This window comes from Kitasatospora sp. NPDC087315 (assembly GCF_044744345.1).
Lineage (GTDB): Bacteria > Actinomycetota > Actinomycetes > Streptomycetales > Streptomycetaceae > Kitasatospora.
Genome location: NZ_JBIUYD010000017.1, coordinates 91,999 through 105,388, shown reverse-complemented (window position 1 = coordinate 105,388; position 13,390 = coordinate 91,999). Strand labels below are relative to the sequence as shown.

Annotated in this window: 10 protein-coding genes; all 10 read left to right on the top strand. The window is 72.5% G+C overall.

All coding sequences use genetic code 11. The features are described from left to right. The first annotated feature begins 20 nt into the window (after window positions 1-20). The 10 genes from ACIO5D_RS24315 to ACIO5D_RS24270 are packed head-to-tail and all read left to right on the top strand — an operon-like array spanning window position 21 to window position 13,387. On the top strand, window positions 21-2,237 hold the full coding sequence (locus ACIO5D_RS24315; protein WP_400657490.1) for a bi-domain-containing oxidoreductase: 2,217 nt from the start codon (window positions 21-23) through the stop codon (window positions 2,235-2,237). Continuing rightward, the gene (locus ACIO5D_RS24310) at window positions 2,234-4,183 is read left to right on the top strand and encodes an alginate lyase family protein (protein WP_363607708.1); all 1,950 of its coding nucleotides are present in this window, start codon (window positions 2,234-2,236) and stop codon (window positions 4,181-4,183) included. The genes ACIO5D_RS24315 and ACIO5D_RS24310 overlap by 4 nt, the downstream gene beginning before the upstream one ends. Window positions 4,184-4,193: 10 nt before the next feature. Then, window positions 4,194-5,735, top strand: a complete 1,542-nt coding sequence (locus ACIO5D_RS24305; RefSeq protein ID WP_400797690.1) for a right-handed parallel beta-helix repeat-containing protein — start codon at window positions 4,194-4,196, stop codon at window positions 5,733-5,735. A gap of 1 nt (window position 5,736) precedes the next feature. Beyond that, complete coding sequence (locus ACIO5D_RS24300) at window positions 5,737-7,077, top strand: O-antigen ligase domain-containing protein (RefSeq protein WP_400657500.1); 1,341 nt, start codon at window positions 5,737-5,739, stop codon at window positions 7,075-7,077. A gap of 2 nt (window positions 7,078-7,079) precedes the next feature. Then, the gene (locus ACIO5D_RS24295) at window positions 7,080-8,357 is read left to right on the top strand and encodes a glycosyltransferase (RefSeq protein WP_363607711.1); all 1,278 of its coding nucleotides are present in this window, start codon (window positions 7,080-7,082) and stop codon (window positions 8,355-8,357) included. Then, window positions 8,354-9,589 carry a class I SAM-dependent methyltransferase gene (locus ACIO5D_RS24290; RefSeq protein WP_363607712.1) on the top strand — a complete coding sequence of 412 codons (1,236 nt, stop codon included), beginning with the start codon at window positions 8,354-8,356 and terminating at the stop codon, window positions 9,587-9,589. The genes ACIO5D_RS24295 and ACIO5D_RS24290 overlap by 4 nt, the downstream gene beginning before the upstream one ends. Continuing rightward, window positions 9,586-10,428, top strand: a complete 843-nt coding sequence (locus ACIO5D_RS24285) for a glucose-1-phosphate cytidylyltransferase (RefSeq protein ID WP_400657507.1) — start codon at window positions 9,586-9,588, stop codon at window positions 10,426-10,428. Before ACIO5D_RS24290 ends, ACIO5D_RS24285 begins: the two co-directional genes overlap by 4 nt. After that, window positions 10,425-11,087, top strand: coding sequence for a PIG-L deacetylase family protein (locus tag ACIO5D_RS24280; RefSeq protein ID WP_400797687.1), 663 nt, complete (start codon window positions 10,425-10,427; stop codon window positions 11,085-11,087). The genes ACIO5D_RS24285 and ACIO5D_RS24280 overlap by 4 nt, the downstream gene beginning before the upstream one ends. 3 nt (window positions 11,088-11,090) lie before the next feature. Continuing rightward, on the top strand, window positions 11,091-12,116 hold the full coding sequence (locus ACIO5D_RS24275) for an SDR family oxidoreductase (RefSeq protein WP_363607715.1): 1,026 nt from the start codon (window positions 11,091-11,093) through the stop codon (window positions 12,114-12,116). Then, window positions 12,104-13,387: a DUF4910 domain-containing protein gene (locus ACIO5D_RS24270; protein ID WP_400797684.1), complete on the top strand. Its 1,284-nt coding sequence runs from the start codon at window positions 12,104-12,106 to the stop codon at window positions 13,385-13,387. Before ACIO5D_RS24275 ends, ACIO5D_RS24270 begins: the two co-directional genes overlap by 13 nt. Window positions 13,388-13,390: the final 3 nt, after the last annotated feature.

Genomic DNA, 13,390 nt, shown 5'->3' with positions numbered 1-13,390 from the left:
TTAGAAACAAGGGGACTTCGGTGAAACAGGTCGTGCAGAACTACAAGAGCGGCGAGCTGGCGGTGCTCGACGTGCCGGTGCCGGGGTGCAAGCCGGGCGGCGTGCTGGTCCGCACCGCCTACTCGCTGATATCCACCGGGACCGAGCTCATGAAGGTCTCCGAGGCCGGCATGTCGATGCTGGGCAAGGCCCGCTCCCGGCCGGACCAGGTGGCCAAGGTCATGCAGAGCGTGGCCACCAACGGGCTGCCCGCCACCTACCGCAAGGTGATGGGCAAGCTGGACTCCTACACGCCGCTGGGCTACTCGCTGTGCGGGGTGGTCGAGCAGGTCGGCGCCGGGATCGACGATGTGAAGGTCGGCGACCTGGTGGCCTGCGCCGGCAATGAGCACGCGCTGCACGCCGAGCTGAACTGGGTGCCGAAGAACCTCTACGCCCCGGTGCCGGACGGCCTCGCGTCGCGGCACGCCGCCTTCGGCACCGTCGGGTCCATCGCCCTGCAGGGCGTGCGCCAGGGCGAGCCGCAGCTCGGCGAGGTGGCGCTGGTCATCGGCCTCGGGCTGATCGGGCAGCTGGTGGTGCAGCTCCTCACCGCCGCGGGGGTGCGCGTCGTCGGGGCCGACCCCGACCCGGTGCGCTGCGAGCTGGCCGAGCGCCTGGGTGCCGTGGCCTGCGGCGATCCCGGGTCCGCGGCCGTGGAGACCGCCGTCGCCGAGCTGACCGACGGGCACGGCGTGGACCAGGTGTACCTGGCCGCCGGCGGCGGCAGCAACCAGCCCGTCGAGCTGGCCGCCCACCTGGCCCGGGACCGCGGCCGGGTCGTCGACATCGGCAAGTGCCGCCTGGACCTGCCGTGGAACGCGTACTACGAGAAGGAGTTGGACGTCCGGTTCTCCCGCTCGTACGGCCCCGGGCGCTACGACCCGTCGTACGAACTGGAGGGGCGGGACTACCCGGTCGGCTACGTGCGCTGGACGGAGCGCCGCAACCTGGCCTGCTTCCTCGGCCTGATGGCCCGCGGCCGCGTCGACGTGGACCCCCTGGTCTCCCACATCGCCGACTTCGACGACGCCGTCGAGACGTACCGGCGCCTGAAGGACGGCGACCTGAAGGCCGTGGCCGTGCTGTTCCGCTACCCCGAAGCCGCGGGGGACGAGAAGGCGCAGGCCCCGGCGGTGGCGGTGCCCGCGGTGCGACGCGACGCCAGGACGGCCGCCCCGGCCCGGTCCGCGCCCGCCCGATCCGCGGGGGCGCCGGTGCGCCTCGCGTTCATCGGTGCGGGCAACTACGCGACGTCGATGCTGCTGCCGCACCTGGCTCAGCGCGAGGGCGTCTCGCTGTCCACGGTCGTCACCACGACGGCGCTGTCCGCGGCCAACGCGCAGCGCAAGTTCGGCTTCGCCCAGGCGACCACCGATCTCGACGCCGTGCTCGGGGACTCGTCCATCGACGCGGTGTTCGTGGTCACCCGGCACAGCTCGCACGCCGAACTGACCCGGCAGGCGCTGCTGGCCGGCAAGACGGTGTTCGTGGAGAAGCCGCTGGCCCTCACCGAGGACGAGCTGGCCGGTGTGCTCGCGGCGGTGGAGGAGTCCGGCAACGACCGGTTGCAGGTGGGCTTCAACCGCCGGTTCGCGCCGCTGCTGCGGGAGGCCAGGACCCGGTTCGGCACCCGGACCGGTCCGGCGAGCCTGCGCTACCTGGTCAACGCGGGCCGGCTGCAGCACGGCAGCTGGTACCTCCAACAGGGCACCGAGGGCTCGCGGTTCGCCGGCGAGGGCGGCCACTTCATCGACACGGCGAGCTGGCTGCTGGAGGCCGACCCGGTCTCGGTGTACGCGGTCGCCACGTCCGGCAACGAGGACCTGCAGGTCGTGCTGCGCTACCCGGACGGCTCCACCGCCACCCTCAGCTACGTCACCACCGGCGCGCCCGGCTTCCCCAAGGAGACGCTGGACCTCGTCGCGGACGGCAAGGTGCTGAAGCTCGACGACTTCGTCCGCGCCTCGGTGTATTTCGAGAACACGGTCGGCCGCAAGCGGTGGGTCAGCTCGCGGCTGCCCAAGGCCCGGGACAAGGGCCAGTCCGCCGAACTGGCCGCGTTCATCAAGGCCGTGCGGACCGGCGGGCCGATGCCGGTGCCGCTGGAGTCGCTGGTCGCCACCACGGCGGCCACCCTCGCCGTGCAGGCCGGCCTGGCCGGCGGCGCGCCGGTGGCGCTGGCGAGGTCGCTGTGACCATGAGCCCGGGGTGGTACCTGCGGCGGCTGTCCCGGATGGGACCGCGGGAGGTCGGCGGCCGGGTGGGCGACGCGGTGCGCAGGCGGCGGTGGCGGTCGGCGCCGCCGCAGGGCCCGAGCGTGGCCGGCGCCCGGTTCACCGCCGTCCTGCCCGCCGGGACGATCGCCGCAGTGCCACCGGACGCCGCGAAACGCCTCGTCGCCGAGGCGGACCGGCTGATGGACGGGCACGCCGAGTTCTTCGGGGTGGACCGCGACGACCTGGCCGCCCCGGACTGGTGGTCGGACCCGAAGACCGGGCGCCGGGCGCCGTCCGGCTACGCCTTCGACGTGCCGTACCGGAACGAGGACGCGGTCGGGGACATCAAGCAGATCTGGGAGCCGTCCCGGCACCAGTACCTGACCGTGCTCGCCGCCGCCTACGCGATCACCGGGAACGAGCGGTACGCCGAGCGCGTGGCCGAGCATCTGCGGTCGTGGTGGGCGGCCAACCCGCCGCTGCGCGGCGTGCACTGGATCAGCGGCATCGAGCTGGGCATCCGGCTGCTGTCCTGGGTGTGGATCCGCCGGCTGCTCGACGGCTGGCCGGGCGCGGCCGGGCTGTTCGAGGGCAACCCGGTGGCGCTGAACCAGATCTGGCACCACCAGCGCTGGCTGGCCGCCTTCCCCAGCCGGGGGTCCTCGGCGAACAACCACGTCATCGCCGAGGCCGCCGGGCAGTTCGCCGCGGCCTGCGCGTTCGGGTGGTTCCCCTCCTCGGCGCGCTGGCGAGCCGGCGCGCTGCGGTCGCTGGAGCGGCACCTGCGCGGCAACACCTTCCCTTCCGGCCTCAACCGCGAGCTGGCCACCGAGTACCACGGACTCGTCCTGGAGCTCGGCCTGGCCGCGCTCGCCGAGGCGGACGCCGCCGACGTGCCCGTCCCCGCGACCGTCCGGCTGGTGCTGCTGCGGATGACCGACGCGCTCGCGGCCGTCGTGGACAACCGGCTGCGGCCGCCGCGCCAGGGGGACGCGGACGACGGGCACGGTCTGGTGGTGGACGGCGCGGGCACCGACCGCTGGGCCTCGCTGCTGGCCACCGGCAACGCCGTGTTCGGCCGGCTCCCCTGGTGGCCGGCGGCGACCGGCACCGATGTGCGCACCCCGCTGCTGGCCGCGCTCCTGCGGCCGTACGGAACGAACGGAACCGTGACCCGCCCGGCGAGCCGGCCGGTCCACTTCCCCGACGCGGGGATGAGCATCCTGCGCGCCGGGGAGGAGATCTGGTGCCGCTGCGACGGCGGTCCGCACGGGTTCCTGTCCATCGCCGCGCACGGCCACGCGGACGCGCTGTCCGTGGAGGTCCGGCACGACGGGGTCGACGTGCTCGCCGACCCGGGGACGTTCTGCTACCACGGGCAGCCCGAGTGGCGGCGGTACTTCCGCTCGACCCTGGGCCACAACACCCTGGAGCTGGACGGCGCCGACCAGTCCGTCTCCGGCGGCCCGTTCCTGTGGATCAGGCACGCCCGCAGCCGCGTCCTGGTCGCGGACACCTCCGACCCGACCGTGGTCCGCTGGTGCGCCGAGCACGACGGCTACCAGCCCTCGGTGCACCGCCGCCGGGTCGAACTGACCGCCGCGAGCCGGGAGCTGCGAATCGTCGACGAGGTGCACGGCCCGGGCGGCACCGTACGCCTGGCCTTCCACCTCGGCCCGGCGATCGCCGCGGAGCTGACGGGCCGGCGGGCCGTGCTGACCTGGACCCGCGACGGCGAGGAGCGCTCCGCGGTACTCGACCTGCCGGGGCAGCTGTCCTGGCAGGCGCATCGCGGCGAGAGCGAGCCGCCGCTGGGCTGGTACTCCGCCGGCTTCGGACGCAAGGAACCCGCCACCACGCTGGTCGGCACCGGCTTCGCCGACGGCGCGCAGGGGTTCACCACCGTACTCGGGTTCCGCGGCTAGGGGGGGGCGGGTGGGGATCAAGAGGCGGCGGTGGGGGGCGTCGGCGGCGGCGCCGCTGACGCTGGCCCTGCTGGCGGCGACCGGCTGTACGAGCTCGCCGGACGCCCCGGCGGAGCCGACCGCCACGTCATCCGGGTCCGTGGCCGGGTCCGTGGCCGTGGCCCGGGTGTGCGCCAACCCCGCGGCCGGGCCGACGAGCGCGCCGGCGGGCGCGGTGACGGTCGACCCCGCGGTGGTCGGTGACCTGGCGGCGAAGACCGGGAGCAGCCCCCCGAACACCACGTTCTGGCTGCTCCCGGGCAGGCACACGCTCGAACCGGACCGCTACGCCCAGGTCATGGCAAAGGAGGGGGACACCTACCTCGGCGCGCCGGGCGCGGTGCTCGACGGCCGGAAGACCAACAACTACGCGTTCAGCGGTACCGCCCCCGACGTCACCATCCGCTATCTGACCGTGCAGGGCTTCGTCGCACCGCACGACGAGGGCGTGGTCAACCACGACATGGCCGACGGCTGGGTGATCGAGCACGCGACGATCCAGTACAACTCCGGCGCCGGGCTGATGGCCGGTGCCCGCCAGCAGGTCCGCGCCAGCTGCCTGCGCGACAACGGGCAGTACGGAATGAACGCGTACAAGACCGGCGACTCCATCAAGGGCCTGCTGGTCGAGGGCAACGAGGTCGTGGGCAACAACACCGACGACTGGGAGAAGCAGCAGCCGGGTTGCGGCTGCACCGGAGGCATCAAGTTCTGGGCCGTCAACGGCGCCGACATCCGCGGCAACTGGGTGCACGACAACCGCGGAACCGGGTTGTGGGCGGACAACGACAACAACGACTTCCGCTTCGAGGACAACGTGCTGGAGGCCAACGACGGTGCCGCGCTGATCTACGAGACCAGCTACAACGCCGTCATCCGGAACAACACGATCCGGCGGAACAACTGGGTCGAGGGCCGCCGGCACGCCGCGGACGGCGACGACTTCCCGCACGCGACCGTCTACGTGTCGGAGGCCGGCGGCGAACCACGGGTCCCGGCCCGCACGGACAGGATCGAGATCGACCACAACGTGCTGGAGGACAACTGGTCAGGGATCACCCTCTGGGAGAACGCCGACCGGTTCTGCAACAGCCCGGCCAACACCTCGACCGGCTACTGCACGTTGCTGGTGAAGGACACCCGACGCTGCGTGAAGCCGGCGATCGACACCGCACCGCTCTACGCCGACTGCCGGTGGAAGACCCAGCGGGTGGACATCCACGACAACCGCTTCGCCCTCGACACGTCCGTCGTCAAGTGCTCGGTGGAGTGCGGCCGCATGGCGGTGCTCTCCAACTACGGCACCTATCCGGACTGGTCGCCGTACAAGGGCAAGCGGGTGGCCGAGGCGATCACCCTCAAGCAGGACAACCGCTGGCACGACAACGTCTACCGCGGGCCGTGGAGCTTCATCGCCGACGACCCGGGCCGGCCGCTCGACTCCGCGCAGTGGCAGGGCATGCCGTACCAGCAGGACGCGGGCAGCACCTTCGCCGCACAGGCCGGTGGTTGAGGTGCGCGGGGACCGGACGCGCGGCGGGCCGACGGGCGGACCGAATCAGGCGACCGCGCGGCCCGGTGCCGAACACGGCCCTGACGGCACGCCGAAGGCCGTCTGGATCGTCTGGGCGCTGCTGGGCCTCAACACGCTCGGCTCCGCCGGGGCGAAGACCATCGTCACGCTGCCCCGCTCCCTCATCCAGATGGCCACCATGGGCTCGCTGGTCTCCGCGTTCGCGCTGGCGCTCGCGCTCAACCTCCGGCTGCGCGTCCGGGCCGGCGCCTTTCTGTTCCTGCTCACCATGCTGCTGGTGCCGAGCGTGATCTCCAGCCTGCATCTGGAGGTCGGGTTCGGTGCGCTGTTCCGCTGCGGCCGGCTGACGATCTTCATCAGCACGCTGTGGCTGATCAGCCGCTGGTGGGCCGACAGCCTGCTGTTCGTCCGGACCCACATCCGGATGTATTTCGCGGTGCTCGTGTCGGTGGCCGCCGGTCTGGTCATCTCACCGGGCACGGCCATGCCCGAGTACTACGGCGGGCGCCTGGTCGGCGCGTTGTGGCCGCTCACCCCGCCGCAGATCGGACAGTACTCCGCGGTGATCATCGGGCTCACCGTGCTGCTCCTGCTGGACGGCCGGACCACCGGGGCCGGCGCGGCGGTGATCATCGTGCCGTCCTTCGTCCTGCTCGCGATGACCCACACCAGGACGGCCACGATCGGCCTGCTCGTCGGGTTGGCGGTGGCGATCGGCTCGCTCATCCTGACCAGCGCCGCCGCCCGCCGGTTCTTCTCCTGGGCGGTGCTGTGCGCCACGGTGGCCGCGGTGGCGTTCGCCTCCGCGCTGCAGACGTGGTTCATGCGCGGACAGAGCAAGGAGAACTTCTCCAACCTCACCGGTCGGGCCAAGGTCTGGGACGCCCTGCTGACGGAGCCCCGGACGATCCCGGAGAAGGTGTTCGGCACAGGTCTGGGCGACAAGTCCTTCGGCGGGCTGCCGATCGACAACAGCTGGCTGGCCGTCTACAACGAACAGGGTCTGCTCGGCATCGCCGTCGTGGCGGCGATCCTCCTCGCGCTGGGCGGGGTCGCGTTGCTGCGCCCGCCGTCGCTGTCGAGGGCCTGCGCGATCTTCCTGATCACCTACGTCGCGATGTCGTCGTACACCGAGGCCGGGCTCGGCGACGCCTCTCCGTACCTGCTGCACCTGGCCCTGGCCGCCGCCCTGCTCGCGACACCCGCCGAGGCCGCGCCCTTGACGACATCCCTGACCACGTCCTTGACAACACCTTTGACAACGCCCGCAGTCCCGCGACGACGCATCCCGCGCCGGGACCGGAATCGGGAGGTGACCTGACCATGCACATCCTCGTGGTGCACAACCGCTACTCCTCGGCGCAGCCGAGCGGGGAGAACGAGGTCGTCGACCAGGAGGTGGGGCTGCTGCGCGAGGCCGGCCACCGGGTCGAGGTGTTCGAGCGGCGCAGCGACGACATCGCCGCCCGGTCCCTGCTGGGCAAGGCCGCGGTGCCGCTGCTGGTGCCGTGGAACCCGGCGGTCCGCGCGGAGCTCGCCGCCCGGCTGCGCACCGAGCGGCCGGACGTGGTGCACGTCCACAACGTCTTCCCGCTCCTGTCGCCCGCGGTGCTGGCCGCCTGCGCCGACGCCGGTGTGCCCGCCGTCGCCACGCTGCACAACTACACCCAGGTCTGCCCGCCGGGCACGCTGTGGCGGGACGGCCGGCTGTGCACCGAGTGCGTCGGGTCGGCGGCGACGCTGCCCGCCGTCCGGCACGGCTGCTACCGGAACTCCCGGCTGGCGACGGTGCCGCTCGCGGTCAGCCTGTCGGTCAACCGGCGGCGGTGGTGGTCCGGCGTGGAGCGGTTCTTCTGCATCTCCGCGGCGCAGCGTGACGTCCTGGTGCGGTCCGGCGTGCCGTCCGAGCGGCTGGCGGTGAAGCACAACTTCGTACCCGACCCGGGCGCCCGCCGGGCGGGCGACGGCGAGCAGCTGCTCTTCCTCGGCCGGCTCGCGGAGGCCAAGGGCGTGCGGCTGCTCATGGCCGCGTGGGACGAGATCGCCGCAGGCGGCGGTGTGGGCGTGCCGCTCGTGCTCGCCGGCTCGGGGCCACTGCGGCAAGAGGTGACCGCCTGGGCGGCGGGCCGGGACGACGTGCGGTACGTCGGCCTGTACGACCGGGCCCAGTGCGAGCAGGCCGTCGCGCGGTCGGTCGCCGTGGTGGCTCCCTCGATGTCCCTGGAGACGTTCGGCCTGGTGATCGCGGAGGCGATGGCGGCGGGGGTCCCGGCCGTCGCCGCCGGTCACGGTGCCTTCGTCGAACTCGTCGAGGACGGGGTGACCGGGCTGCTGCACCAGCCGGGCGAGCCCGCCTCGCTCGCGTCCTGCCTGCGCCGGATCACGGCCGGGCCGGCCCGCAACCGGGAGATGGGCCAGGCGGCCCGGCGCCGATACGAGCAGAACTTCAGCCCGGCCGTCGGGCTGGAGCGCCTGGTGGAGGAGTACCGCACCGCGATCGCGGGTCGGTCCGGCGGCGCGGACGGCGCGCCGCCGGCAGGAAACGGAAACGCTGGCTCGCGGCGGGGCACCCGCGCGAGCAGGAATGGGGGCAGTAGATGACACGATGCCGACTCTGCGGCTCGGCGGCGATGGCGAGCGTCGTCGATCTCGGGGCGACCCCGCCGTGCGAGAGCTTTCTCGCCGCGGACCGACTGGACCGGCCGGAGCCGGCGTACCCGCTGCACCTGCGGGTCTGCACCGACTGCTGGCTCGCGCAGATCCCTCCGCTGATCACACCGGAGGAGACGTTCACGCAGTACGCGTACTTCTCCTCCTACTCGACCTCCTGGGTGGAGCACGCACGCACGTTCGTCGCCGATGCCGTACAGCGGCTGGACCTCGGCCCCGACGCCTTCGTGGTCGAGGTCGCGAGCAACGACGGGTACCTGCTCAGGCACGTGGTGGACCGGGGGATCCGCTGCCTCGGCATCGAGCCGTCGGTGAACGTCGGCGCCGCGGCGCGGGACGCGGGCGTGCCCACGCTCACGGAGTTCCTGGACCCGGCCACCGGCTCGGCCGTCCGCGCCGAGCACGGCCCGGCGGACCTGGTCGTGGCCAACAACGTGTACGCGCACATCCCCGACGTGGTCGGGTTCACCCGGGGGCTGCGCGCCCTGGTCGCCGACGACGGCTGGGTCTCCATCGAGGTGCAGCACCTGCTGACCCTGATCGAGGAGAACCAGTACGACACGATCTACCACGAGCACTTCCAGTACTACACGGTCGCGTCCGCGACCCGGGCGCTGGCGAGCGGCGGACTCGCGCTCGTGGACGTCGAGCTGCTGCCCACGCACGGCGGCTCCATCCGGCTGTGGGCCCGGCCGGCCGAGGCGGCCGGCGAGCCGACCCGGCGGGTGGCCGACGTGCTGGACCGGGAGAAGGCCGCCGGGCTGCAGGAGCTGTCCGGGTACACCGAGTTCTCCGCCCGGGTGGCCAAGGTGCGCCGGGACCTCCTGCGGTTCCTCATCGAGGCGGCCGAGCGCGGCGAGACGGTCGTCGGCTACGGCGCCCCGGGCAAGGGCAACACCCTGCTCAACCACTGCGGCATCCGGCCCGACCTGCTCCCGTACACGGTCGACCGCAACCCCTACAAGCACGGCAGGTTCACCCCGGGCACCCGCATCCCGATCCTGCCGCCGGAGCAGATCAGCACCGACCGGCCGGACTACGTCCTCGTCCTCCCGTGGAACCTGCGGGCCGAGCTGGTCGAGCAGTTGTCCTTCGTGCACGCCTGGGGCGGCCGGCTGGTCTTTCCCATCCCGGAACTGAGCATTGTCGAGGTGAAGCCATGAAGGTCGTACTGTTCTGCGGCGGTTATGGGCTGCGGATGCGCAGCGGAGCCTCCGACGACGTGCCCAAGCCGATGGCGATGGTCGGCCCGCGGCCGCTGATCTGGCACGTCATGCGCTACTACGCGTACTTCGGGCACACGGAGTTCATCCTGTGTCTCGGGTACGGGGCCCACCACATCAAGAACTTCTTCCTCAACTACGAGGAGACGACGTCCAACGACTTCGTGCTGCGCAACGGGCAGACCGAGCTGCTGTCCACCGACATCGCCTCCTGGACCATCACGTTCGCGCAGACCGGCATCGAGTCGCCGATCGGAGAGCGGCTGCGCCGGGTGCGGCACCACCTGGACGGCGACGAGATGTTCCTCGCCAACTACGCCGACGTGCTCACCGACGCCCCGCTGCCGGAGATGATCGACCGGTTCGCCCGGCGCGACGCCGGTGCGTCGATGATGGTGGTGCCGCCGCAGTCCTCGTTCCACTGCGTGGACCTGGGCGAGGACGGCCTGGTGGGGGGCATCACCGCGGTGAGCGAACTGCCGCTGTGGGAGAACGGCGGCTACTTCGTGCTCCGCCAGGAGGTCTTCGACCACATCCCGGAGAACGGGGACCTGGTCGCCGACGGATGTACCGGACTGGCCAAGCGCGGCCGGCTGGTGGCACACCAGCACCGCGGCTTCTGGAAGCCGACCGACACCGTGAAGGAGCGGGCCGCGCTCGACGCCGCCTACGCCCGGGGCGACCGCCCGTGGGCCGTGTGGGAACGGGACGGCGCGGGGGCGGGCGCGACCGGCAGCGGGGACGGCGGCGGGGACGGCACCGGGGCGGGGACCGCGTGATCCGGCTCGGGGCCGGGCACCTGGACCGGATCGTCGCGGTAGGGGCGCACTGCGACGACATCGCCATCGGCGCCGGCGGCACGCTGCTGACGATGTGCCTCGCGCGGCCGGGCGTCCGTGTCGACGCGCTGGTGCTCTCCGGCGGTGGCAGCGAGCGGGAGCAGGAGGAGCGGGTCGCGCTCGCCGCCTTCTGCCCGGGTGCCGAACTGCGCCTGACCGTGCTCGAACTGCCGGACGGCCGGCTGCCCGCGCACTGGGACGAGGCCAAGGCCGCGGTCGAGGAGCTGCGCGCGCGGACCGAGCCGGACCTGGTCCTCGCACCGCGTACCGACGACGCGCACCAGGATCACCGCGGCCTGGCGAAGCTGGTGACCACCGGGTTCCGCGACCACCTCGTGCTCGGCTACGAGATCGTCAAGTGGGACGGCGACCTCGGCCGCCCGGTGGCGTACCAGCCGCTGTCGCCGGAGACCGCCGAACAGAAGGTGCGGCTGTTGCAGGAGCACTACCCCTCGCAACGGCACCGGCCCTGGTACGACCGGGAGGCCTTCCTCGGGCTGGCGCGGATCCGCGGCATCGAATGCCACGCGCGCTACGCCGAGGCGTTCGCCGTCACCAAACTCACTCTCAATCTGGGCACTCTCAATCTGGGGGGATGAACCATGCGTGTACTGCTGACCGGACACCAGGGCTACCTGGGCACCGTGATGGCCCCGGTCCTCGCGGCCGCCGGGCACGAAGTCGTCGGCCTGGACGCCGGCCTGTTCGCGGACTGCGTCCTCGGCCCGCCGCCCGCGGACCCGCCGGGGCAGCGGGTGGACCTGCGCGACGTCACGGCCGACCACGTGGCCGGGGTGGACGCCGTGATCCACCTGGCCGCGCTGTCCAACGACCCGCTGGGCTCGCTGGCGCCGGACCTCACCTACGACATCAACCACCACGCCTCCGTACGGCTGGCCCGACTGGCCCGCGACGCCGGAGTGCGGCGCTTCCTGTACGCGTCCACCTGCTCGGTCTACGGCGCCGCCGGCGGCGACGACCTGGTGGCCGAGGACGCCCCGCTGCGCCCGGTGACGCCGTACGCGGAGTCCAAGGTGCGGGTGGAGGACGACCTGCACGCGCTGGCCGACGGCGACTTCAGCCCGGTGTTCATGCGCAACGCCACCGCCTTCGGCTACTCGCCCCGGCTGCGCGCCGACATCGTGCTGAACAACCTGGTGGGCCACGCGCTCCTGTCCGGCGAGGTGCTGGTGCTCTCCGACGGCACCCCCTGGCGCCCGCTGGTGCACGCCGCCGACATCGCCCGGGCCTTCGCGGCCGCGCTGATCGCGCCGCGCGAAGCGGTGCACGACCGGGCGTTCAACATCGGCAGCGAGACCAACAACGTCACGGTCGCCGAGATCGCCGGGCAGGTCGCCGAGGCGGTGCCCGGCTCGCGGGTGGTGATCACCGGGGAGGCCGGTGCCGATCCGCGGTCGTACCGGGTGGACTTCTCCCGGTTCCGCGCCGCCGTACCCGGCTTCGACTGCGAGTGGACGGTGAAGCGGGGCGCGCTCGAACTCGCCGACGCCTACCGGAAGTTCGGGCTGACCCGGGAGGGCTTCGAGCGGCGCTTCACCCGGCTGGCCGTGCTGCGCGCGGCGTCCGACGCCGGCACCGTCGACGACACCCTGCGGTGGCGCCGATGACCACGGTCGGCGAACAGATGCACGCGCTGGTGGAGCGGCTGTACCCGCTGTGCCGGAGCATCACCGGCGACGGTGTGCGCGCCACCCTGGAGATCGTCGGCGAGTACGTCCCGCTGCAGGTGCACGAGGTGCCGACCGGGACGCAGGTGCTCGACTGGACGGTGCCGCAGGAGTGGAACATCCGGGACGCGTACATCGCCGACACCGCCGGCAACCGGGTCGTCGACTTCGCCGCGTCCAGCCTGCACGTGCTCGGCTACAGCGTGCCGGTGGCGGCGACGATGCCGCTGACCGAGCTGCGCGGACACCTGCACACCCTGCCGGACCACCCGACCTGGGTGCCGTACCGCACCAGCTACTACACGCCGGAATGGGGGTTCTGCCTGGCCCAGGAGACCTTGGACGCGCTGCCGGACGGCGAGTACGAGGTGCGCATCGACTCCACCCTCACGGACGGCCACCTCACCTACGCCGAGCACGTCGTCCCCGGGCAGGTCCCCGACGAGGTGATCGTCTCCTGCCACGTCTGCCACCCGTCGCTGGCCAACGACAACCTGGCAGGCATCGCGGTGGCGACGTTCCTGGCGCGGGCGCTGGCGGAGCGGACGCCGTGGTACACCTACCGGTTCCTGTTCGCGCCCGGCACCATCGGGGCGATCACCTGGCTGGCCCGCAACGCGGAGCGGATGGAGCAGGTCAAGCACGGGCTGGTGCTGGCCTGCGCCGGCGACCCGGGCCGGCTGACGTACAAGCAGAGCAGGCGCGGCGACGCGGAGATCGACCGGGTGATGCGGCACGTCCTGCTCGCATCCGAACGCCCGCACAGCGTCACCGAGTTCACTCCGTACGGCTACGACGAGCGACAGTTCTGCTCGCCCGGGTTCGATCTCGGCGTCGGCTCGCTCAGCCGGACCCCGTACGCCGGGTACCCCGAGTACCACACCTCGGCGGACAACCCGGACTTCGTCTCCCCGGAGGCGATGGCGGACACGCTCGCCGTCTGCCGCGAGGCATTCGGCGTTCTCGACCGCAACCGGCGGTACCTCAACCTCAGCCCCTACGGCGAACCACAGCTGGGCCGGCGCGGGTTGTACGACTCGCTCGGCGGCCGCAGCGACGCGAAGCAGGCCCAGCTGGCCATGCTCTGGGTGCTCAGCCTCTCCGACGGCGAGCACAGTCTGCTGGACGTCTCCGAGCGGTCCGGGCTGCCGTTCGACACGGTCGCCGTCGCGGCCGGCGCCCTGCGGGGCGCCGGGCTGATCAAGGCATGACGC

Coding starts and splice junctions, on each gene's coding strand:
- ACIO5D_RS24285 (WP_400657507.1), top strand. CDS start 9,586: ATGAAGGTCGTACTGTTCTGCGGCGGTTATGGGCTGCGGATGCGCAGC.
- ACIO5D_RS24295 (WP_363607711.1), top strand. CDS start 7,080: ATGCACATCCTCGTGGTGCACAACCGCTACTCCTCGGCGCAGCCGAGC.
- ACIO5D_RS24275 (WP_363607715.1), top strand. CDS start 11,091: ATGCGTGTACTGCTGACCGGACACCAGGGCTACCTGGGCACCGTGATG.
- ACIO5D_RS24290 (WP_363607712.1), top strand. CDS start 8,354: ATGACACGATGCCGACTCTGCGGCTCGGCGGCGATGGCGAGCGTCGTC.